The organism is Gammaproteobacteria bacterium (assembly GCA_021648145.1).
GTDB lineage: Bacteria > Pseudomonadota > Gammaproteobacteria > JAADGQ01 > JAADGQ01 > S141-38.
Genome location: JAKITI010000013.1, coordinates 64,366 through 88,707, shown reverse-complemented (window position 1 = coordinate 88,707; position 24,342 = coordinate 64,366). Strand labels below are relative to the sequence as shown.

The window sequence follows — 24,342 nt, the reverse complement described above, 5'->3', positions numbered from 1 at the left end:
AGTCACTTCACCAAACGTCTTGCCATTAATAAGAAATTTGACCATGCCCTTGCCGTTCATAACCATAGGCATGCTATGACCAAACTTGAGTGTCGTCTCAGTGGCATTTGTAATATCAATGGGTTCAATGGTACGCAGACTTGCAGGCAGATCAAGTGTCTCAGCCTGCTGTTTATTTTCTTCGAAAACCAGGCGCATCAAAGGGATATCGGGATAACTGCCATCCATCTCATCGTCGCCCATCACCACCATATTATTGGGCATGATGTCAATACTGTGGCGACCGCGAGCAGTATCTTTCCAGTATACGATCAATTCGGAACCGACTTCACCTTCAGGAACAAACATGATATCCGCACGCTGGCCAGACACCATCAACACATCATCGAGATTGGTGATAGGAGTCTCTAGTAATCCACCATCACCACCAATTCGAGTCAGTTTATGGTTTGGCACGGCAATACGCATAAAGCGTGTATTGGCGATATTCACCATCCGCCAGCGAATGGGTTCACCTGACTTGACCTTCATTGTGGGCATTTTAACGCCATTAACCAAGAGTTGATTACCTTCACGTCCGTTGATTTTTTTCAGCAGCTGCTCTTTGGGCGTGCCGGTAAAAGCAGCTTCCACCTGGCCTTCAGCATCAAGCAACACATCATCAACAACTAAAATTTTCTGTTTGATATCACGAATTTTTGAGTCGATATCCTCTGCCTTCTCAGTCACCAACAAAGCACCCGCCAAGCCTTTTTCTACCTGAACGTTTGTACGAACATGAGGGTGATACCAAAATAATGAGGCTTCTTTCAGGTCAAACTTATAGGTAAATGAATCCCCAGGTTGAATAGGATTTTGCGAAACCGACGAACCATCCATATCAGCGGGCAGACGCAAACCATGCCAGTGAATGGTTGTTGGTTCAGGCAAATTATTGGTAAAGTGCACAATGAGCGTATCGCCTACAGTGCCGTGAATCAACGGCCCCGGCACAGTGCCGTTGTAGGTATATACCGTAGAAGAGATACCTGGAACCATCTCGACATCAGCTTCACGTGCTTCAAGGTTGATCTCAACGATATTAGGGTCTGGATTGATATCTTCCATCAACTGTAGGCCGAAAGCCTGATCCTCTAACACGGTTCCATCTGCCATAAACGTAAACACCAGATCAGCCGGATCAAATCGTACTCGGCGGTTCTGACGCAGAACAAAGGTATCAGCGCTTTGTGTACTGCCGCTCCCCAGAGCTCCCAATACCACGTCGGCCTTTTGAATAACCGTATTGCCAGAAAGGCTGCTGACCGTAGCGACGACACCAGTAAGTGGCACACCGCTATTATTAATCGTCAGGGTATAGGTGTACTCAACATCAGTACGCGAAACACGTTGTTTGCTGACTAACTGACGATCTGTCATTGACAAATCACTCACCGCTGCAACAGCCAGACTTTGGCTCAGCAGAAAACCCAGCGCCAGCAGGCCAGCCAAACCCACTCGCATAAATTTTACAGACTGGGTGCAAACTCTGCGCAATGAACGGTGAAATAAGCCTGCAAGACCCAAGACCAACAACACTAATGCACCCGGCTCAGGCACGGAGGTTGTTGATCCACTACTGAGAACATCAAAAGTCATTGGATCCAGAATTTCAAAAAGCTGTGACCCCGGTGTGCCTGTGCCGATAAAATCAAACGTCACGGAAAACCCACCCAATGTGTCACCAGAGTTGATCGGTGACCCCAGCGTTAACCAGTCAGAAAAACCATCATCGGGTAGATTCGAATCTGGCTCTACCGCCAGACCATCCCAACCCATAGGCGAATCCGAAATCACCAGATTTTCATAAAGGGCTGGATCAAAATAGGTCGAAAACTCTTCAATGTTGATGGGCAAGTCATTATTGACTGTGTATGTATACTCCCAAGCACTACCACCCAAATTATTAGCTTGGTACAAAACGGGTACGGCTTGAGCAACCGACCAGGGTAATAGAAAAATGCTTATCAGAAAAAAACTAAGGCGTGACATAATATTTCCTTTAAATTATGTGTATCAGGATATTGAATTCCAGCCCGTTCATAGCATTAAATTTCACAATATAAAATTTGTTGTTTTCCACTATATCCCTGTTTATCCCTGTTTATCCCTGTTTATCCCTGTTTATCCCTGTTTATCCCTGTTTATCCCTGTTTATCCCTGTTTATCCCTGTTTATCCCTGTTTTAGTATGTGAAACCTTTACCATAAACTGACATGAACAACAGTATATATCTCAATAGAATGGACAGCAACTCAGGTAGCAATCTATTTTTAATAGCCATATTCAGAGTAAATTCAAATAAATAACCGTTTTAATAATTTATCTTCCTTTATTTTTTGCTGCGTGTTGATATCAACAACATACCTCATCTCTTTGCCTGTAAATTTTTGCACCTGTTTAATCTGAAATTCCAGTACTTTTAGATCCGCATCCGATGCATCACTCTCTTCCATATTACGCCGCACGACTCTATTTCGCATGACATTTAAGGGGGCGTAACAGTGCAATATGGCATATTCAACATTAAACATATCAGCCAGCCTCTGAAACATCTCTCGCTGTGCTATTTTTAAAAATGTCGCATCCACAACAACAGAGTAGCCCGAGTTTAATAACGACTTTGCCAGCTCAAAAAGGTGCTGATACACCTCTTCACTAGACGTTGAACTATAGATTCCTTCCTGAACACCCTGTCTGTTTTTTTGTGACGCTTTAATATCATGCAATCTTTTACGCTCTATGTCTGATCGTATTCGAATCGCAAACTTTGCTTGCAACAAAGTTTGGCTTACTGTTGATTTTCCTGAGCCGGAAAGGCCGTGCATAATAAACAATCTTGGTGACTCGAGGTCGATATACTTTTCAGCCAAATTCAAATAGTTCTGAAAATTTTGGTATTCACTGGTCATATCAGGTGAATGAATACCTCCTTGAGACCAGCGAATGCAACTCACCATGGCGCGCACAACTGCGCGATAAACCAGATAGTAACGAAAAACCTTTAAACCTGAATAATCACCCGTCAATTCCAGATAGCGATTTAAAAAATGACTCGCTAATGCAGACTGTTTATGCTCATCCAAGTCCATGACAAGAAATGAAATTTCACTGATGACATCATTCCATCGCAAATCTTCGTTAAATTCGATGCAATCAAAAATAACTATTTCATCATCAATCATGGCAATATTACGTAAATGTAAATCACCATGACACTCTCGTACAAAACCGTTCTCTTTTCGTGAAACGAAGACCTTTTTTAAATCTTCATACGCCCGACAACTCCAGTTTTCCAAAGCATTAATGCGCTGAATATCTTCCGTTTCATTAAGATGCTTACGAATCTCTTGATAGCAATTTATTACCGGCTGATGAACATGCTGTAAGTCACCAAATTTTTGCGATTGCTTGGCGACAGAAATAATTTTATGAAATTTTGCAATTTTCTCGGCAATTAAATCCATATAATGTGTATCAAGCTTGCCCAAAGCTAACACCTTATCTAACTCACTATTCGGGGGAAATTGAACCATCTTCAAGGCGTATTCGATCACATCTCCACGACCATATAGAGCTGGATTTTGAGCGCTACCAGTAATCGGAACAACATCAAGATAATAATCAGGCGCTAATCGTCGGTTCAAATCAAGCTCCAACTCACAATAGTGTCTTCGATTAGCGAGCGAAGAGAAATCAAGAAAGCCAAAGTCCACTGGCTTTTTAACTTTATAGGCATAGGGCCCAGTCAGAATAACCCAGGAAATATGTGTTTCGATTATTTCCAACTTTGTCACTGGGTGATCATATAATCGTGGGTTTTTTAACGTATCTATCAGGTTTTGACCATTCATTTTACTTTGTCACCAAGCTATCTGGCTCGTTCCTAAGCTCATTACAAAAGGCTACATTGCCATACAATAAACCAACAGACATCGCTCATCATATCAGTTAATATGCCTTCAATATTTAAGCAGCCTAATAAGGTATATTAATGAGCCGCACGGATCATTCAAGCTCCCGCCTTTCTATCCCTCTTCTTTTCATATTATTATTAGAGTCAAATAATCTATTCGCTACAGATTTCACCGTGACAATAAAAGAGCGCGGCAGCGGCATGTTCATTGATGGCGCAACGGTGGTGCTGGATGAGAGTGATATTTATGAAACCAGTAATAAAAAAGGCCAAACCCACTTTTCAGAGATTGACCACCCCAAAAAAATCAAAGTGCTCGCAGCAGGTTATGAAACCCGAACTGGGTCTGTCAAATCAGATGAAAAAAGTGTCACGGTCTACCTCTCTCCTGTTGTACTCGAAGGCGAAGGGCTGGAAGTCACCGCTGAACGCATTGTCGAAAAAGCTTCTAAAATCAGCCTGTCAAAGCAAGAGTTAACACAAGCCCCAGGCAGTCAGGGTGATCCGATCAAAGCTTTGGTATCGCTGCCAGGCATTGTTCAAGCAGGCGAAGGTTCTGCTGAGATATATATGCGTGGCAGTGACCGCAATGAAAATATTATTTGGGTAAATAACGCCCCCATTGGCTATCTTTATCACTTTGGCGGCATGTATTCGACAATCAACCCCATGCTGATTGAAGATATTAATCTTTTTTTAGGAGGCTTTCCCGTAGAGTATGGCGATGCATTGGGCGGAGCCATTGATGTAAAACTGCGAGCCCCCAAGAAAGATCGTACCCACTACGCTTTTGATATCTCCACCATTGCCTCTTCTTTTTTAATAGAAGGCCCAGTCGGTGAAAATAGTGATGACAGTTTTTATATTGCTGCGCGGCGCAGCTATATCGATCTGTTACTTTCACCCGACAAAATAAACGAACTCGCTGGAAATAATGATGAGGATGACAATAAAATCACACTCGTACCTCGATTTTATGATGCACAAGCGCTCTATCGCCATGAATTAGACAAAGGCTATCTCGATTACTATTTCTTCGCCGCCCAAGATAAAATGGCCTTTGACATGAAAAGTGCTGAAAAAACAGACCCACAATTTGCTGGCGAACTCAGTAACAGCATTGAATATCAAACAGCGGGCATCACCTGGCAACAAACCATTAATTCTCGTTGGGATCAGATCACCACACTGGCTTACTACCGAGACAAAGATGTCACTCGCTTAGGCCGTGATGATAGTGGCAAACCTTTTTATATCGACGTAAAAACTAGCAGCCTTTCATTAAGACCCCACTTAAACTGGCAATTCAAAAAAGATCAAAAATTGAGCTTTGGTACTGAACTGTTTTATACCGATGCTCCTGTGGATCTCTATATTTCGCGCCCCCCGTCAGAAGATGACCCTGACTTTGATTTTACTTCACAGAAAAAGTACCGCTTAGAAAAAACATTGATCGCCAAAGCATTTACGCCTTACATCAAATACAGAAAAACCTGGGGCGAAAAATTCACATCAACACTCGGTTTACGTTACAGCGACACCACTGTCAGTGGAGGTTATAGCAGCCGTGAGCTATCACCGCGTGCTTCCCTGGAATATAACCTGACACCTGAAACCTTGCTTACCGCCAGTTGGGGGCGTTACACACAAATGCCTGACGGAGCATCAATCATTGAAACCTTCGGTAATCCACGCCTTGATACCACTGAAGCCGAACATAGAATTCTCGGCATTCAACATAAAATCAACTCGCTTTATAGTGTAAAAGCAGAAATTTACCAAAAACCCATGACTAACCTGGTCGTCAGTATTGATGAAAATGATCCACCCAACAATTATGCCAACAAAGGTACGGGAGAAGCTTACGGCTTTGATCTTTTCATCAAACGCGAAGCACGTCACGGTAAAATGGGCTGGCTATCACTCTCATGGGCCAAGTCCAAACGCACCAATCAGTTAACCGGTTTGACTCGTGATTTTTCAGGCGACCAGCCACTCACACTAACTGCGGTTTGGGGGCAACCTTTTGGTGGCAGCTGGAAACGCTGGAAATGGGGTATAAAAGCTGAAGTCCGTTCAGGTAAGCCTTATACCGAAGTTATAAATCGTTATCGTGAAATTGAGGGGGATGATACCAGCCGATGGATTGCTGAATATGGCAAACATAATGCCGTGCGTACCCCGACTTACTATAAAGTTGATCTACGCATTGACCGTGAAATTCTGTTTAAAGAGTCTAAAATTAAACTCTATATTGACCTGCAAAATGTTACATTTTCTAAAAATATTATTGAATATGACTATGGTAATGAATATGAAAAAATCGACAATCCCACTAAAATTACCGGCATGCCATTCTTTCCTTTTTTCGGCGTTGAGATGGAGTTTTAATCTAGCATGACTTTATATTCTGATTTTATGGCTCTCATGACAAAAGGTGGCCCCATCATGTGGGTGATTTTTATTGCGGCCTGCATCGCCATGATAATGTTGATCTGGCAAAGCTTTCGCATTTTTAGCTTATCAAACAGTGCTCGGCAAGATTATGCCAACCTGCAAAATAGCAATGATTTTATCCCTTCCAATTCAGCCTATAACAGCAGCCCAGTCGCACAGCTTCTCACATTAATCAACTGGGGCGATGTCACGAACAAAGAAGATTTAGCCAAAGAGATGAATATCCATTTGGCAGAAATTATGCCAAAACTGGAAGGCACACTGCCCACCGTCGCCACACTCGGCTCACTGCTGCCCATGCTGGGGTTATTGGGGACTGTCATCGGAATGATTAATGTTTTTGAAGCCATTGCCCTGCACGGCACTGGTGATCCTGGAGAGATGGCTGTTGGTATTTCCCAAGCACTGCTCACCACGGCCAGCGGTCTGATTATCGCCATTCCGGTCATATTTTTTCATCACCTGCTGGCTCGTCGCGTCAATGCACTGACCGCGATCACAGGTCAAGCCATGCAGATGATTTTACATCGTGATATTGCTCTATATAACACCAAGATCAAATCATGAATAGCAGCGAGCAGTTGAATATCCCTCTGCCCGATACAGGCAAACCAGAAATTACGATGGCACCGCTCATTGATATTGTATTTCTGCTATTGATCTTTTTTATGGTCACCACCGTATTCCCGGAAGACGATGGCTTAATGATATCAATACCAGCATCGACACATGCTGCTGAATTAAGCGATGAAAATATTTTGTTAAAAATCGATAAAACTGGACAAGTTTATTATAAAAATAGTGCTGTGACGCTTGATGATGTCAAGCGTATTGTCTCGGATGAACTTGCAATGCGCCCAGATGCCCCCGTTATTCTTCATGCTGACAAACTGACCACCACAGAATCTCTTATTAACGTGATTGATGTCAGCAAATCAGCTGGGGCAAAAGGCCTGGCCATTGCAACAGATGAAAAGCCCATTGAATAACCGATGGCTACAGGCAGCGGCTTCACTCTTCGCAGGCCTGCTCGCCACGATAAGTTTATTGCTATCGGTTCAACTGTTCTCTGCCAACCAAAATGTTACTCAGGACAAACGCCCACTATTGGTTGTTGACTTGGTAAATTGGAAGCCTACTGAAAAGCCCATTGAGAAAAAACAGGCTCCGCCTCCCAAAAAAGTTATTCCTCCAAAACAAAAAGAGCAGCCCAAGCCCAAACCGATCAAAAAGGAATCAATTAAACCTGTCGAAAAAATTGCATTGAATCCAGTTAAAAAAGTAGTGCCAGAGGCAGAAACCACTAAAGAAATTTCACCCGAGCCTGTTACCCAAAAAAAGATAGAAACCGTGACGACCGAAGTATTACCAATACCTGTTCCTATCTTTCAGCTCTCTGATATGCCGCAATACCTGCATAAAGAGACCCCAGTTTACCCCCCTGCCATGCGCGCACGTGGGGAAACTGCAACAGTAAAACTTGAAGCTTATATTGATAAAAAAGGAAAAGTGCGAAAGGTAACCATCATACAATCAGCTGGAAAAGAGTTCGACCAAGCGGCAAAAAAAGCAATATGGGCTTCAACATTTTCACCAGCCAAAGCAGATGGCAAAGCAGTTGCGGTGTTATTGAGATTACCAGTGAAATTTAACTTACGTTAGTATTATGGTCGGAGCGGGGAGATTCGAACTCCCGACCCCCACAACCCCATTGTGGTGCGCTACCAAGCTGCGCTACGCTCCGATCTCTCTTGCGAGAAGTGGCCGTATAATACTTCACCCAGCGTCAAATAACAAAGTGTTTTCTTTGGCTATTCATTCAATATTAAAGAGGCTACTTCTGAAACAGAACAAGATGCTGTGCAGCTAATCGAACCCTGACATCATCACCAATAGCATGGTCATGATGGCTGGGGAAAAGAGATAACACGGTATCCCCCGTAGGCATTTTTAATGTATAGACCGTCTCTGCCCCTTTAAAAGCTTTATTAATAATCTTCCCAATCAGTGTGCTGTCATGATCTGACACCACATCATCTGGACGCACTAAAACTTCTACAGCACTTCCCACAGGCAGTTGATAGGCACGATCTCCTTTTATGATGCCAATCGAGGTTTCCACCGTATCATGAGTGAGCAGTTTGCCATCAAGAAAAACACCTTGCCCAATAAAATTGGCAACAAAGCGATTTATTGGCTCATGATAAAGATTGAAGGGCGTATCCCACTGCATGATACGCCCTTCATTCATAATGCCGACCATATCACCCAAGGCAAATGCTTCATGCTGATCATGGGTCACTAAAATAGTTGCAATATTCTTTTGACGAAAAATATCACGAACATCTAAACCCAAGCGTTCACGCAGATCTACATCCAGGTTGGAAAAAGGTTCATCCATTAAAATCAGATCAGGCTCGGTCGCCAGCGCTCTTGCCAGTGCAACACGCTGCTGCTGCCCGCCAGAAAGCTCGTGAGGGTAACGGCCAGGCAAATGCCCTAAGCCCACCAGTTCAAGCAGCTCGTCACTGATTTTTTTCTTCTCTTTGTGGCTTTTTTTATTGAGGCCAAAACAGATATTCGCGCGTACGTCCATATGTGGAAACAGAGCATAATCTTGAAAAACCATGCCAAGATGACGTTTATTCGGCGCTAAACTGTAACCTGATTTTGATACAACTTCGCCACGTAACTGAATCTCTCCACTCGTCACAGGTTCAAACCCAGCGATGGCTCGTAGGGCGGTTGTTTTACCGCAGCCACTCGGCCCTAACAGACAACATAGATCACCCCTGTTCATATGAAGTGAAAGACTTTCAATGACATGATGCCCCTCGTAGTGACAAGTAATACCTTGAACTTTGAGAAGTGTTGTCATGAAATATCCGTACTAATTTTAATCGGGCGACTTAACAAGTAGCAGTTCTAACAATGCTTTTTGTGCATGCAGACGATTTTCAGCTTCATCCCACACAACGCTCTGCTTGCCATCAATCACTTCAGCGGCCACCTCTTCACCTCGATGTGCCGGCAAACAGTGCATAAACAGAGCATCATCATGTGCTAGCGCCATCATTTTCTCTGTCACCTGATAGGGCGCAAACAGCTCCAGGCGCTCTTGCGCCTCTTCTTCTTGCCCCATGCTGGCCCAAACATCAGTCACAATCAAATCACTATTTGCAACCGCCTCTTCAGGGCTTCTCATGACAGAAACGCAATGGGCTGCACGCTCTACAATTGAGGCCTCAGGTTCAAAACCTTCAGGACAAGCAATATTTAGTTTAAAACCAAGTAAATGAGCAGCATTAATATAAGAGTGGCACATATTATTACCATCACCAACCCAGGCCACTGTCTTGCCTTCAATATCCCCGCGATACTCTTGGTAGGTTTGTACATCTGCCAATAGTTGGCATGGGTGGTATGAATCTGTCAAAGCATTAATCACGGGGACTTTCGAATAACGAGCAAAGCGTTCCAGTTGCTCATGATCAAAAGTACGTATCATAATGCAATCCACCATGCCGGATAAAACACGCGCACTGTCCTCAACCGGCTCGCCACGACCCAACTGGGTATCTCGTGGCGACAGAAAGATCGCACCCCCTCCAAACTGGATCATACCCGTTTCAAATGAAACACGCGTACGTGTTGATGATTTTTCAAAAATCATCGCCAACACCCTGTTTTTCAGTGGTTCGTATCGCTCGCCCCGGTGCTGCATCGCTTTCAACTCAATGGCACGTTGAATCAGAGCCTTAAACTCATCCGAGGTTAGGTCATTTAAAGTTAAAAAATGGCGTATTGACATGCGTGACATCCTACTCACAAAACGTGTTCACAAGACTAGAAACAGCGCGGACAAGCTGCTTAATCTCAGATTTATTAATAATCAATGGTGGCAATAAGCGAATGACCTTCTCGGCCTGCACACTCACCAGCAAGTGATTTTCCAAAGCAGCGCCTATCAACTCAGTGCACGGACGATCCAGTTCGATACCGATCATCAACCCTTGGCCACGCACTGCCTTTACATAGGCTTTATCTTTAAAGGCTTCATTCAAGCCATCTTTTAATAACTGTCCCATCGCAAAAACATGTTGGCTAGCTTGCATGTTTTCAAGCGTTTCCAGCACGGCTAATGCCACACTGCATACCAACGGATTACCACCAAATGTTGAGCCGTGAGAGCCTGCCTGAAAAAGAGTTGCAGCAACTCCTTTTGCTAGACACGCTCCGATTGGAACCCCATTACCCAAGCCTTTTGCCAATGCAATAACATCCGGTACAATATTGCAGTGCTGATAAGCAAACCAGTCGCCAGTACGACAAATGCCCGTCTGCACTTCATCGACCATCATCAGCCATTCATTACGATCACAAATTGACCGCACACCCGATAGATAGTCCGCTGAAGGAATATTTACACCACCCTCACCCTGTATGGGCTCAAGCAATACGGCGACAATGTTTTTATTGTTTGAAATAGCTTCAAGCGCATCAAGATCATCATAGGCAATGTGTATAAAACCAGGCAATAGCGGCTCGAAATTTACCTGGATTTTAGGGTTACCTGTCGCACTCAATGCCCCCATCGTACGACCATGAAAACTGGATTTCATCGTGACAATCACTGGCAGATCAATGTCCTTTTGGTGTCCATAAAGGCGAGCCATCTTGATCAGTGCTTCATTAGCTTCCGCACCAGAGTTGCAGAAATAGGCTGTTTCCATACCTGAAAGTGAAGTCAAGCGCTCAGCTAATGCCGTTTGCTGAGGAATATGATACAAATTAGACGTGTGCAAAAGCTTTCCGGCCTGCTCACACAGAGCTTTTGTTATATTTGGATGACTATGCCCTAAACTGCATACCCCGATTCCGCTCAGCGCATCAAGGTAGCGCTCACCTTGGTCACTCCACAGCCACACCCCTTCACCCCGTTCAAAAGTGACGGGAAGACGCGCATAATTTGCCATTAATGTACTTTTTGACATAACTTAAAATCAAATGTCTCTAAAATAAAAAAGCAGCCCAAATTGGCCGCCATTCATGAAAAACCTTCGATTATACCTGAGTATTTTTTATTGGAGAAGAAATAATTTGAGGCCTTACTCCTTTTTTAAGTCAGTTAGCTGAAATGGGCTGAGGTCAGATATGAAAAAATTAAATAGCGGTGAATTTGAGAAAGGGCGCCAGCATCCGCTATAATGCGCTGCTATTTTTCTCAGATGCCTACTATTAATTACTCAGGAATAAAAAATTGTTAACAACAGCCAACATCACCATGCAGTTCGGGGCCAAACCCCTTTTTGAAAATATCTCTGTCAAATTTGGCAATGGCAATCGCTACGGCTTGATTGGTGCTAATGGCTGTGGAAAATCAACATTGATGAAGATTCTCGGCAATGATCTGGAACCTTCTGCTGGCAGTGTCTCTATTGATGCCAATGAGCGCATCGGTAAATTGCGCCAGGATCAGTTTGCTTATGAAGACTATAAAGTCATTGATACCGTCATCATGGGTCACACTGAATTGTGGGAGATCAAAGAAGAGCGTGATCGTATCTATTCATTGCCTGAAATGAGTGAAGACGATGGTATGAAAGTCGCAGACCTTGAAGTTCAGTTTGCTGAAATGGACGGTTACACCGCAGAATCGCGTGCGGGTGAACTTTTGTTAGGATTGGATATTCCGCAAGATCAACACGACGGCCTGATGAGCACGATTGCCCCCGGCTGGAAACTGCGCGTTTTATTAGCTCAGGCACTCTTTTCTAACCCAGATATTTTACTGCTGGACGAACCAACAAATAACCTCGATATCAATACTATTCGCTGGCTGGAAGAGATCCTTAAAGCACGCAACAGTACGATGATTATCATCTCGCATGACCGTCATTTTCTGAACAGTGTTTGCACTCACATGGCGGATCTGGATTATGGTGAACTCCGCCTTTTCCCAGGTAATTACGATGAATATATGACGGCTGCGACTCAAGTTCGTGAACGTTTATTGTCGGACAATGCCAAGAAAAAAGCACAAATTGCAGAGCTACAAAGTTTTGTCAGTCGCTTTTCTGCCAATGCATCCAAAGCACGACAAGCCACCTCTCGCGCTAAGTTAATTGACAAAATACAATTGGATGAAGTCAAACCTTCCAGCCGAGTCAGCCCTTTTATTCGTTTTGATCAAGATAAAAAGCTTTATCGTTTGGCATTAGAAATTGAAAAAATGAATAAGGGTTTTGACGACCTGAAATTGATTAAAGAGTTAAGCCTGATGGCGGAAGTCGGCGAACGTATTGCAATCATTGGCCCGAATGGTATTGGTAAAACCACCCTGCTTCGTTGCTTGGTTGGAGATCTTGAACTGGATAGCGGCGCGGTTAAATGGTCGGAAAATTCAAATGTTGGTTTTTTTGCACAAGATCATACCGCTGATTTCGCAGAAGATATCAAACTATTTGACTGGATGGCGCAATGGACTAAAGAAGGTGATGATGATCAGGTGGTTCGCGGCACTTTAGGGCGCTTGCTGTTTTCTCGTGACGATATTAACAAATCTGTCAAAGTACTCTCTGGAGGAGAGCAAGGCCGCATGATGTTTGGTCGCTTAATGCTGCAAAATCATAATATACTTGTGATGGACGAGCCCACCAATCACCTGGATATGGAGTCAATTGAGGCATTAAATCTGGCGCTGGAAAATTACCCAGGCACACTGATCTTTGTGAGCCATGATCGTGAGTTTGTTTCATCACTGGCGACACGTATTATTGATATGAAACCTGAAGGTCTTGTTGATTATCAGGGAACTTATGATGAATACCTGCACAGCCAGGGAATAGAGCTAATAAATTAGCATGATGCTACTTCAACTTCAAAGAAGCCCTGCTTATGCGGGGCCTTATTGATAAGAGCTTCTTTTTCCTTCCGGCTCATCTGTTTAATTTCACATTCACGCTTTGCTGCTTCTGAACGTGTGGCCACTGACTCTTCATATATCAACCTGACGGGCCTTCTCACTCGCGTATATTTCGCTGCTTTCAAGTTATCCTGATTATGCTCATCAATGCGGCGTGAAACATCTTTTGTAATTCCTGTATAAAAACTACTGTCTGAGCAGCAAACAATATAAATGCGCCACTCACTCGACACTATAACGAACCCATAAATGGTGCTTATCTCCAGGTGCCAGCAATACAACATCATCTGCTGCGTTTGCGCTTTCCACACAAACCATATTGAGATAGCCATCCTGCCCCATATCACCTATCTGTTCTGATTTTTCAATCCAGGGATTCCAGACAATTGTTGATTCACTGTTGAGCTTGCTGATTCGAATACGGCGTTTTAAACCCGGATCATCAATCACACAGTCCTCAGTGGATTCCAAATAGATTCTATCCGTTTCCTGGTCAAATTTTACAGCTCCCACCTGCTGCTTTTTCTGCTCGCTGCCATCGACTTTATCCAGATATGGGCAACCTTCTAATCCACTGATCGTAATATTTCGAACGTCACTCACAGAAAAATAGGTATGCAATGCATCACCCACAGTGATTGCAGATTGACCCGTATTACGTGTCACCAGATCAATTTTAAGTGATTCACCAATAATGAAATGTATCTCCAGCTCAGCGGAGTAAGGCCACCCATCATGGCTTTTATCATCTTGTATCAGACGAAAAGCAATCAGCGTTGCGCCCTCTTTTAATGCTTCTGTTTGAATCACTTCCCATAATGCAGTCCGTGCAAAACCGTGAGCAGGCTTTGATGAATCCGTTGAATGACCTCCAAACCAGGGCCAACAGACAGGAATCCCGCCGCGTATTGACTTTCCAGCTTTAAAGCTGGCCTCTTGAGACATCCATATGACCGGCTCGCCACCCTTCAACGCCCAGCTCATCAAGTGGGCTCCTTGCAGAGATATACTTGCAGTCGCATGAGCATTATTTATTTCAACGACCAAAAAATTATCTGAAATTGTTTTAAATACAACTTGATTTTCAATACCAAAACGACTGTTTAACACGGCTATATCTGTATTCATAAGTCTATTTCCTATATTTTATCTAAGGTTATACTGGCCTCTTCTCTGCCTACAAAACTTTCATTTGAATTAATTGCTTTTTTCAGATGTTCTTTTGCCTGTGTGATGTTTCCTTGTTTATAAAAAGTCATTCCTAGATGATATTGAAAAATTGCAACATGAGGCGCTTGTTTGACCGCTCGCTCTAGCAGTGATTGCGCTCGGTTCAGCTCTCCTTTCTTATAAAAAATCCAACCCAATGTATTAAGAAAGACAGGGTTTTTAGATGTTTCAAAATGACGCACCAACTCCAGAGCTTGATTTAGACTGGATTCATCACCCTGACGGGTTGCAAGTAATACGGCCAGATTATTGGTCGCCACATCAACACTGGTATTTTTTTTGCGTAAAAATTCATAGACTGAAATAGCACTTTCGACATCACCCGCCAGTTCATAAACCTTCGCCAGCTCCAAAGCAATATTAAGATTTTCCGGCATCACTGATAGTGCTTGACGATAAGTACGTATCGTTGCCTCTCTGTTTTTTTGTGTTAAATAGAGATTTGCAAGATCCATGTACGCATCAGCATGACGCGGGTTGTATTCAATTGCGGTTAAAAAAGCATTTTCAGATTTTTTAAACTCATTATTAAAGGCATACACTTCACCCAATAAAGCATAAGCTGCAGCCAGTTCAGGTGAGTTTTCAAGTATTTTATTAATCGATTTAATCGCACTATCAGCATCCCCTTGAATAATAAAATTCTTGTAAATTCGAAACAGCTCAGTGAGTGGTTCTGATGAATCCTTTGAACGCTCCAAAGCACCTTCAAACTCTGAGTTGGCCTCACTCTCTTTGCCTTGCGCTTGGTAAAGCTGCCCTAATCGGTAATAGCCCACCGCTTGATCAGGGTAAACCGACTTAATCACGGCTGCCGTCTGCTCCGCGCCTTTCCAATCCAATTGTTTAGATTGAACATCAATCTTAGCCAAAAGCCCTTCTAAATGTTTGGGAGACAGTTTAAGTAACTGGTTAACAGCATCCAGTGCGGCATCATACTCTTCATTGGCCATCAAAATTCGAGTTAATCCGAACCACCCACCCACATCACCAGAGTGTAACGACAGTGATTTTCTCATCCTGAGTTTAGCTTTTTCCAGCTCTGAATTTGCCGCATAAGCCAGCGCTAGAAGTTTCAATACACCTGCTGAATCAGGTTGTACTTTCAGAACGGCTTCCAAATCTTTAATGGCCTCTTGAGCCTCTTGTTTTGAAAGCGACAATTTACCTCGTGCAAGCAATGCATCACGGTCAGATGGATTGTTCTGAAGTACCTCATCCAACAATAAACCCGCCTCTTCAGACTGCCCTTCTTGCAATAAAGCAAGTGCCAGTTTATTACGTGCCAGAATGCCACCCTCACCAGAGTGATCAAGCTGTACAATATTTCTATAAAGCTTTTCAGCTTCATCCAAACGTTGTGATGACATATATAACTCAGCTAAAGCAAAGCGCAATGTCAGCGCTTCAGGCTGATCTTCTATCGCAGTCATCAGCTCTTTTTCAGCCATTTCACTGCCTTTTTTCGAGGCTAAAAACTTGCTTAAAAGAACGACTCGCTGTGGATCTTTCGGGTCAAGGTTAACCAAAGCTCTCAATACTTTTTCAGCTTTTTCCAGTTGATTGGTATTTGAATAGAAAGTAGCCAAACGAACACGGTGCTTGAGTTCTTCAGGCTCAATAGAGACCAACTGTTTTAAAAGCTGTTCACTTTTTTCAGGTTGATTCTGATTGAGTAAAATCTGTGAAAGAGAGAGGTGAAGTGCTGCACTTTTAGGGTTTGCTTCAATTGCACGCTGCAATACGGCATCAGTATCACTCAAATCACCCGCCTTGGTGTAAAGCGTCAATAACAAAATTGCCGCGCCAGACTGCGTTGCATCAGCATCAAAAACAGCCTTGGCCTCTTTGATTGCATCATCAATTTTTCCATCATTTGCCATCATGACCGCACGAATCATTCGCGCTTCAGGCTCATTCGGGTTCTTTGCTAAAACAAAATCAACCATCTCACGGCATTTATCACTCTTGCCCGCTTGCAGATAGAGCTTGGCTAGTTTGATTCGAGCCTCAACATGGTCAGGGTCAAGTTCAATGACTTTTGAATAGTATTTAAAAACAGCAGCCCAATTTTTGTTTTTTTCTTCAACTTTGGCCAAAAGATAATAAATATCAGTAAGCTTGCTCTCATCTTTAACGACCTCAAGTGCCGTTATTAATGCAGTTTGAGCTTCTACATAATCACCTTTATCAAAAAGAACTTGTCCTTTTTGCAGCTCACTAATCTTTGGTGCCTTATCGCTGCTGCAACCCACCAGAAGTGCACCACACAACAAAAATGTTGAGTACCTGCTTTTTTTATCATTGATAGCCATGCAATATCTCTTTACGATGTCATTCTATTAATTCTGCTTATCATACCCAATTTGGCAGGTTTTTTTATTTAAAAAGTTAGTATAATCCAATAATTCAAATGATTGTTCGAAGTACGGAAATTTCTCTCTAAAATGACTCCAAACGAATACTGTCAAGATAAGGCATCAAAAAGCGGCTCAAGTTTCTATTACAGCTTTCTTTTTCTCCCTCCCAAAAAGCGACAAGCGATCATTGCGCTCTACGCTTTTTGCCGCGAAGTCGATGATGTTGTGGATGAATGCAATGATGAAGCCATTGCGCATACTAAACTGCAATGGTGGCGTAGTGAAATTGATGCTGTTTTTTCTGGAAATGCACAGCATCCTGTCAGCAAAGCTTTAGACGAAGCGCGCCAAAACCATCACCTTCCTCAAGAGTATTTTCTGGAAATTATCGACGGCATGGCGATGGATCTTCAACACAGCGAGTATGAAAGCTTCAAACACTTAGCTCTCTATTGTTACCGCGTGGCGAGTGTTGTAGGTTTAATGTCCGCTGAAATTTTTGGCTATACCGATCGTAAAACTCTCAAATATGCTGAAGATTTAGGTACCGCTTTACAGTTAACTAATATTTTACGAGATGTGCGCGAGGATGCGGGTCGAGGTCGTATTTATTTGCCACAAGATGACCTGCAACGTTTTGGTATATCCAGGCAGGATATCTTTCAATACAAGACATCCGATAATTTTCAACAAATGATGAAATTTCAGGCTGACCGGGCAAGGCAATATTATAATTCAGCCCTGGAAAAACTACCGGATATAGATCGTTACCCACAAGTGAGTGGCCTGATGATGGCTGAAATATATAAAGCAACATTGGATGAAATCGAAAAAGATGGCTTTCGAGTGCTAGAGCATCGCACCAAATTAACGCCTCTACGTAAACTATGGATTGCTTATAAAACATCCCGAAAAGAGAAGCGTTTGTATAAAAACTTAAAGTAGTGGGCTATAAATTCTTTATATATACCAAAAAAGACTATATTATGAGCTACAACAAGATGATTTATAGCTCATATTATATAAAAAAATTCGGACACTCTGTAGTTCAGTTCTCACTGACGACCACACTAAGAATGGCAAGCAAGGGGAGTTAAATATGCAAAAGAAATGGGTTGTTTCTGCTGTTGGGGCTGCGCTGCTATTAAGCGCTTGTGATGACACGGATACGCGTGTTGAAGCTGATTTAATGATCGACCGAGGGGATGGCGGTAATTTAGTTGCTCGATTCGATCCCTCCGCCAGTGAAGTTCCCTCCCCTAATAATTTTGCCTTTCTCGGTGCCACGCCCTTTACGGGAGCTCATCCAACAGATGCGACACTAAATATAAGCGTCGAGGATGAAAATGATCCGACGGATCCCAAGGTGGCGATGAACTCTCTGGATGGTTTTTCCACGGTTGCGCCCCTTAAAACCACCATCGGTGCCGCCGCCGAAGCCAGCACGCTTGGGCCAAACACCGTCAAACTGTTTGAGGTAACACTCAATGCCTTTGGCCTTGTCGATACGGTATCCTCAGAACTGGTCTACGGTGTCGATTATGTTGCCAGCGTTTCCTCGGTCGATAGTAGCGGCAAAACCATCGCCATCGTGCCGATCAAACCCCTCAAACCCGCCAGCAGTTACTTGGCGGCATTGACTACTGGCATCCAGTCCACCGATGGCCGCAACCTAGTGCCGGACAGCGTTTACAACATCACTAAATCCCCCCAACCACTGCATATTGATGGTGTTAGCCAAGTCAAAGTATTAACCGATGAACAAGCTGTTGCACTGGAAGCCTTGCGCCCTTTAACTAATGCACAGGAAGCTGCGCTGGCAGGACAGAGCATCCCCAGCAGCAGTGTTGCAGTGAGCTGGGTATTTTCAACTCAATCCATTGGCGATGTATTAACGGCCGTTAAAGGAGTGTCAACAAGCAGCAGCTCAGCCATTATCAGTAAGCCCATCGGCACCGCATCGCAACTCGTTGGCGGTCCCGCCGGCATTGCAAATGTACACGTCGGCACACTGACTCTGCCCTACTATCTGAGCAATGCCAGCAGCAGCCCGGCTGACCCGCTCAGCAAATATTGGACGGGTGCAGGTGGCAGCAACCTGACCCGTTATATGTCGACCCCTGATAAAGTCAGCGATGAAGTTGTACCACTGCTTGTCTCTACTCCCAGTAATAAGGAGATGAAACCCAACAGCGGCTGGCCCGTGGTCATGTTTCAACACGGCATTACCAGTAACCGCAGCGCCATGTTAGCCATTGCCGAAACACTGGCGAGTGTCGGTTTTGCTACCGTCGCCATCGACCTGCCGCTGCACGGCTTGGCACCAACCCATGCACTCTACATCAACGGCAGCGAACGCACCTTCGATATCGACTTGGCGAACAACGCCACACTTACTTCCTGTGCCGAAGGCATCACCTTCCCCTGCCCCGATGGTACAGCCGACAGCTCGGGCAAACATTTCATCAATCTGGGCAATTTACAGGTGACGCGCGACAACCTGCGCCAGAGTGTGGCTGACCAGTTCGCACTGTTTAATGCTCTAGCGACCATGGATTACGATGGCAACGGTGCAGACTTTGATATCAACAAAGTCTACTTTGTCGGTCACTCGCTGGGCGGCATGGTGGGGCTGGTCTTCGCCGCGCTGGAACCAAATCTGCGCGATATAGTGGTGGCCATGCCGGGTGGTGGTATTGCCAAACTGCTCGACGGCTCTGCCAGTTTTGGCCCAGTCATTGCGGCAGGCCTTGCAGGCGCGGGCGTTGTTAAAGGCACAGCCGATTACGAGTCTTTTCTGGCGGCGGCGCAGACTTTGATCGACAGCGGAGACCCAATCAACTACACCCAAGCCTCCAACCCCACACGCGATAGCGCCAGTGGTCGCGGTGTATTGATGATTGAAGTGATAGGTGATGGCGACAGCAACCTGCCCGATCAGGTTATTCCCAACAATGTCACAACACTCGCCCCTGCAGATACGGTAGCAGCGCCGCTATCGGGCAGCGACCCGCTTTTTGCTTATCTCGGGCTCACGCCCACCAGCGACTCGGTATCTGGCACCAATCTCAAACATGTACTGCGATTTACCAGCGGTGATCACCGATCCATTCTTGACCCCACAGCCAACGCAACGGTGACGACGGTCATGCAAACCGCCATCGCCACCTTTTTGGCCAGTGATGGCAACGCTTTCACCGTTAGCGACACCTCGGTCGTCCAATAACCACAGAATGGGAGAGAGAACAGTGAACAACAAAACCATACTCCGCACCGCTGCCCCGCTACTTCTGATGCTATCGGGCGCCGCTCAAGCCATTGAAATCCAAAAAGGCGAACTCTATGGCAGTTGGGACACCACCCTCTCTTGGGGCATCGCCAGCCGAATAGAGGATCGAGATCAACGCCTCATTGGCATCGCCAATGGCGGCACTGCCTACGGGGTGAATGCCGATGACGGCAATCTAAACTACGACAAGGGTATTTACAGTAACACATTCAAAATCACCTCGGAGATGGAGCTTAACTACCGCAACTTTGGCGGTTTTATTCGTGCCACCGCTTTTTATGACTATGAAAATGAGAAGGGTGACCGCGCACGAACAGAGCTGAGCGACGACGCCAAAGAGCTGATCGGCAGCGATGTTGATCTGCTCGATGCCTATCTTTGGGCACTCTTTGATGTGGGCGATAAACCGGCCGAATTTCGTGTCGGCAACCAACTGTTGAGCTGGGGTGAAAGCACTTTCATTCAAAACAGCATCAATACCATTAATCCGGTCGATGTAAGCAAAATTCGTGTGCCAGGTGCTGAGCTGCGTGAGGTGTTGCTGCCTATCCCCATTCTTTCCGCTTCGCTGGCGACAACAGAGAATACCAATATTGAAGTTTTCTACCAACTCCAGTGGGAGAAGACCGAGGCTGATCCGGTGGGCTCTTACTTCGGTGGCAACGACTTTGCACCCGCTGGTGGTGAGCGGGTCATGCTGGGTTGGGGTGCTGTCCCCGACAGTGTACCTGGTAGCTTGGTCGTTACCCCTCCGGCAACCACTGGGGTGGTCGCTCGCGGCTCCGACCGGGAGGCAAAAGACAGCGGCCAATACGGCGCAGCACTTCGTCTCTACGCCCCGAAGCTTAATGATACGGAGTTCGGCCTCTACTACATCAACTACCACAGCCGCCTACCCCTCATCGGTGCCACAATGGGAACAGCCGCTGCCGCTGCGGGCATTGATCCCAACGGTCTAAGTTACGTCCAGACCGCCCGTTATTTCATCAGCTACCCCGAAGATATTCAGCTTTTTGGCCTGAGTTTTAATACCGACATAGGCCGCTCGGGCATCGCCCTCCAAGGTGAAGTCTCCTATCGCAAAGATGTGCCACTACAGATCGACGATGTGGAGATCCTCTTTGCCGCTCTCGGTGCACAAGACAATCTCAGCCCTGGCAACACGGGCGCTGCTGCACTGGCCAGCAATGGACAACTCGGCCTAGTACCGTTTGAAACCGACATCCCCGGCTTTATTCGCAAAGATGTCTCGCAAGTGCAGATGACCGCCACCAAAGTTTTCGGCCCTGGCTTGGGAGCCAACACAACGGTATTACTGGGTGAAGTTGGCGTCACCCATGTCATCGGTATGCCCAGTAAAGAAGTGCTGCGTCTCAACGGCTCCGGCACATTTATCAGTGGCAACGAGGCGCTGGCCGCTGTTCATCCCGACGTCAATGGCAACCCCAACTTCGAAAGCGCCGACCGCTTTGCAGATGCCACCTCCTGGGGCTATCGACTGCTCACCCGGATGCAGTTTGATAACGCCTTTAGCTCTATCAATCTCGCTCCCCGCATCGTTTGGCAACACGATGTTAACGGCATATCCCCCGGCCCAGCGGGCAACTTTATCCGAGGCCGTCGCGCCATCACCCTCGCCTTGGCTGCCACCTACCAAAACACCTACTCGGCCGACCTGAGCTACACTCGCTATACCGGCGCGGGTCGTTATAACCTGATCAACGATCGCGACTACGTCGCCCTCAACATCAAATACTCGTTCTAAGGAGAGAAGTCATGGCAAAACACTCTATACCTAAACCCATCGCCTCCCTCATTGGCGCAATTTTATTAACGGCTATTTCGGCGAATAGCTGGGCCGAAGGCCAACTTGGTGTCGACCTCACGCCATTGGGAGCCGTCAAAGCGGGTAATGCCGATGGCACCATCCCCGCGTGGGATGGCGGCATTACCACACCACCAGCAGGCTACAAACCGGGTGACCACCACCCCGACCCCTATGCCAGTGACAAGGTGAAATTCACCATCACCCAAGCCAACATGGCCAACTATGCCGACAAGCTGAGTGCGGGCCATAAAGCGATGCTGGCGACCTACGACAGCTTTAAAATGAAGGTCTACCCCACCCATCGAAGTACCTCGCTACCGCAGCGCATCTACGATGCGACCATCAAAAATGCCTCGACAGCGAAACTGACCGAGGGCGGCAATGGCGTTACCGGAGCGATCCACGGCATCCCGTTTCCGAAGCCTCAAAATGGCCAAGAGGCTATTTGGAATCACGTTCTACGCTATCGGGGCGATACCGCGTCGCGCTACTTCTCCCAGGCTGCACCCACCCGTGCTGGCAACTACACCTTGGTGCGGTTTTACGATGAGTTTAATGTGCAGTATTCGCAAGAGAAGATGACCGAGGCGAAGCTCAACAATGTCATCCTCCAGTTCAAACAAAAAGTACTGTCGCCCCCACGTCTTGCGGGTGGCATCTTGCTGGTACACGAAACCCTTGATCAGTTTGCTGAGCCACGCAAAGCGTGGTTATACAATCCCGGCCAACGTCGTGTGCGCCGCGCCCCCAATGTTGCTTTTGATAACCCCGGCACCGCCTCTGACGGTATGCGCACCACCGATCAGTACGACATGTTCACCGGCAGCCCAGAGCGCTATAATTGGGAGCTGGTGGGTAAAAAAGAGATCTACGTGCCCTACAATAGCTACCAGCTTCACAGCGACAAACTCAAATACAGCGATATCATCACGCCACTGCACATCAACCCAGAGTACCCACGCTATGAACTGCACCGTGTCTGGGTGGTGGAGGCGACGCTGAAAGAGGGGATGCGCCACATCTACAAACGCCGCACCTTCTACATTGATGAAGACTCCTGGCAGATTCTGTTGGTGGATCAATACGACAACCGCGACCAGCTCTGGCGTGTCTCCGAAGGCCATGTGATCAACTACTACGAAATACCGCTGCTTTGGACCACCCTGGAAGTCCATACTGACCTGCAAGCGGGCCGTTATCTCGTCATGGGTTTGGATAACGAAGAGAAAAACATGTACAAATTCAACTTTGAGCGCAAGGCCTCAGATTACGCTCCGGCGGCGCTACGGCGAGAAGGCAGACGGTAGATGTTGTGCCTGGATTGGCGGGCACAAAAAGCGCGTCCACCCGAACAGGGCAGTGTAGTGGGCGCTTTGTTGTTGCTTGCCACACTGCTCTGCTTCTCGATAGCTGTTCCTGCTTGGGCTGAAGAAGCTGCTGAATCCTCCCCTCTCGCCGTCCACTCTTTACTATTAGACGGTGCTCAATACCAACACAAAATGATTGTCGTCGGTGACCGTGGCCATGTGCTCTTCAGCGACGATCAGGGCCACAACTGGATACAGGCCAGCATCCCCACGCGGGTTATGCTGACGGGGGTTTTTCTACTGGACGAGAGCCACGCCTGGGCGGTGGGTCACGATGCCACCATTATTCAGAGCCGCGATGGTGGCCGCAGCTGGCAACTGAGTTACAGCGCTCCGGAGGAGGAGGCACCGCTGCTCGATGTCTGGTTCAAAGACCGTAACAACGGCTACGCTGTCGGTGCCTATGGCCTTTTTATGGAGACTCGTGACGGCGGTGAGAGCTGGCAGAAGCGTTGGATCAGCGAAGAAGACGACTTTCACCTCAATCACATCGCCTCAGCCGCCGACGGCACCCTCTACATCGCCGCCGAGAGCGGTGTGGTCTACCGCTCCGACGACGGCGGTGATAACTGGGTCAACCTCGCCACTCCCTACCACGGCTCTTTTTTTGGCTCACTGCCACTAACGTCAAACAGGCTATTTGTCTTCGGCCTGCGCGGCCATCTTTTCAGCTCAGACGACCGGGGCGATAATTGGAGCCGCATCACCACAAATACCACCGCCATGCTCACCAGCGGCCTAAAAACCGACGATGGTCGCTGCATCATCGCCGGCCTGAGCGGCGTGCTGTTGATTGACTCCGGCTGCGATGGCGAAGCACTGCAACTGATCCAGCGCCCCGACCGTAGCGGTATCACAGCACTGCTCACGAGCGATAACGACGAGCTAGTGCTGATCGGCGAGGCGGGCATCACGAGGTTCAAACCGTGAA

General features: G+C 46.2%; 18 protein-coding genes and 1 tRNA gene. 10 read left to right on the top strand and 9 right to left on the bottom strand.

Translation table 11 applies throughout. The annotated features are described in order from the left end of the window. Both L3J70_09450 and L3J70_09445 read right to left on the bottom strand, forming a co-directional pair. Nucleotides 1-2,031, bottom strand: a 2,031-nt coding sequence (locus L3J70_09450) for a multicopper oxidase domain-containing protein (protein MCF6236576.1), incomplete at its 3' end; no start/stop codon positions are given. Nucleotides 2,032-2,336: 305 nt separating this feature from the next. Continuing rightward, a complete protein-coding gene (locus L3J70_09445; protein MCF6236575.1) occupies nt 2,337-3,893 on the bottom strand; it encodes an AAA family ATPase in 1,557 nt (518 codons plus the stop codon). Between the two features lie 140 nt (nt 3,894-4,033). Between L3J70_09445 and L3J70_09440 the strand changes: the two genes are divergently transcribed. From L3J70_09440 to L3J70_09425, 4 genes are read left to right on the top strand one after another with little or no spacing between them, the layout of a single operon-like run. Beyond that, a complete protein-coding gene (locus tag L3J70_09440; protein ID MCF6236574.1) occupies nt 4,034-6,346 on the top strand; it encodes a TonB-dependent receptor in 2,313 nt (770 codons plus the stop codon). A 6-nt stretch (nt 6,347-6,352) separates the two neighbouring features. Further along, nucleotides 6,353-6,979, top strand: coding sequence for a MotA/TolQ/ExbB proton channel family protein (locus L3J70_09435; protein ID MCF6236573.1), 627 nt, complete (start codon nt 6,353-6,355; stop codon nt 6,977-6,979). Continuing rightward, nucleotides 6,976-7,401: a biopolymer transporter ExbD gene (locus L3J70_09430; protein MCF6236572.1), complete on the top strand. Its 426-nt coding sequence runs from the start codon at nt 6,976-6,978 to the stop codon at nt 7,399-7,401. Before L3J70_09435 ends, L3J70_09430 begins: the two co-directional genes overlap by 4 nt. Then, nucleotides 7,382-8,074: a TonB family protein gene (locus L3J70_09425; GenBank protein ID MCF6236571.1), complete on the top strand. Its 693-nt coding sequence runs from the start codon at nt 7,382-7,384 to the stop codon at nt 8,072-8,074. Before L3J70_09430 ends, L3J70_09425 begins: the two co-directional genes overlap by 20 nt. 5 nt (nt 8,075-8,079) lie before the next feature. On the opposite strand, the gene L3J70_09420 is transcribed toward L3J70_09425, so the two are convergent. From L3J70_09420 to L3J70_09405, 4 genes are all read right to left on the bottom strand, one after another. After that, nucleotides 8,080-8,156, bottom strand: a tRNA-Pro gene (locus tag L3J70_09420). Nucleotides 8,157-8,246: 90 nt separating this feature from the next. Then, nucleotides 8,247-9,290 (bottom strand): ABC transporter ATP-binding protein, encoded by a 1,044-nt coding sequence (locus L3J70_09415; GenBank protein MCF6236570.1) that lies wholly within the window; start codon nt 9,288-9,290, stop codon nt 8,247-8,249. An 18-nt stretch (nt 9,291-9,308) separates the two neighbouring features. Continuing rightward, nucleotides 9,309-10,223 (bottom strand): ornithine carbamoyltransferase, encoded by a 915-nt coding sequence (argF, locus tag L3J70_09410; protein MCF6236569.1) that lies wholly within the window; start codon nt 10,221-10,223, stop codon nt 9,309-9,311. 10 nt (nt 10,224-10,233) lie between these two features. After that, nucleotides 10,234-11,406 carry an aspartate aminotransferase family protein gene (locus tag L3J70_09405; protein ID MCF6236568.1) on the bottom strand — a complete coding sequence of 391 codons (1,173 nt, stop codon included), beginning with the start codon at nt 11,404-11,406 and terminating at the stop codon, nt 10,234-10,236. Nucleotides 11,407-11,672: 266 nt separating this feature from the next. Here L3J70_09405 and L3J70_09400 point away from each other — a divergent pair, with 266 nt between their 5' ends. Continuing rightward, entirely contained in the window at nt 11,673-13,274 is a 1,602-nt protein-coding gene (locus tag L3J70_09400; protein MCF6236567.1) for an ABC-F family ATPase, read from the top strand. Here L3J70_09400 and L3J70_09395 read toward each other — a convergent pair. The 3 genes from L3J70_09395 to L3J70_09385 are packed head-to-tail and all read right to left on the bottom strand — an operon-like array spanning nt 13,271 to nt 16,882. After that, nucleotides 13,271-13,621 carry a GIY-YIG nuclease family protein gene (locus L3J70_09395; protein ID MCF6236566.1) on the bottom strand — a complete coding sequence of 117 codons (351 nt, stop codon included), beginning with the start codon at nt 13,619-13,621 and terminating at the stop codon, nt 13,271-13,273. The two genes, L3J70_09400 and L3J70_09395, sit on opposite strands and share 4 nt — an antisense overlap. Further along, nucleotides 13,560-14,465, bottom strand: a complete 906-nt coding sequence (locus L3J70_09390; protein MCF6236565.1) for a D-hexose-6-phosphate mutarotase — start codon at nt 14,463-14,465, stop codon at nt 13,560-13,562. The genes L3J70_09395 and L3J70_09390 overlap by 62 nt, the downstream gene beginning before the upstream one ends. An 11-nt stretch (nt 14,466-14,476) precedes the next feature. Continuing rightward, on the bottom strand, nt 14,477-16,882 hold the full coding sequence (locus L3J70_09385; GenBank protein MCF6236564.1) for a tetratricopeptide repeat protein: 2,406 nt from the start codon (nt 16,880-16,882) through the stop codon (nt 14,477-14,479). A 132-nt stretch (nt 16,883-17,014) separates the two neighbouring features. Here L3J70_09385 and hpnD point away from each other — a divergent pair, with 132 nt between their 5' ends. From hpnD to L3J70_09360, 5 genes are all read left to right on the top strand, one after another. Further along, nucleotides 17,015-17,872: a presqualene diphosphate synthase HpnD gene (hpnD, locus tag L3J70_09380; GenBank protein ID MCF6236563.1), complete on the top strand. Its 858-nt coding sequence runs from the start codon at nt 17,015-17,017 to the stop codon at nt 17,870-17,872. 154 nt (nt 17,873-18,026) lie between these two features. Next, entirely contained in the window at nt 18,027-20,153 is a 2,127-nt protein-coding gene (locus L3J70_09375; GenBank protein ID MCF6236562.1) for an alpha/beta fold hydrolase, read from the top strand. A 22-nt stretch (nt 20,154-20,175) separates the two neighbouring features. After that, entirely contained in the window at nt 20,176-21,981 is a 1,806-nt protein-coding gene (locus L3J70_09370) for a DUF1302 domain-containing protein (GenBank protein MCF6236561.1), read from the top strand. An 11-nt stretch (nt 21,982-21,992) separates the two neighbouring features. Beyond that, nucleotides 21,993-23,351 (top strand): DUF1329 domain-containing protein, encoded by a 1,359-nt coding sequence (locus L3J70_09365; GenBank protein MCF6236560.1) that lies wholly within the window; start codon nt 21,993-21,995, stop codon nt 23,349-23,351. Further along, nucleotides 23,352-24,341, top strand: coding sequence for a YCF48-related protein (locus tag L3J70_09360; protein MCF6236559.1), 990 nt, complete (start codon nt 23,352-23,354; stop codon nt 24,339-24,341). Nucleotide 24,342 lies beyond the last annotated feature (1 nt).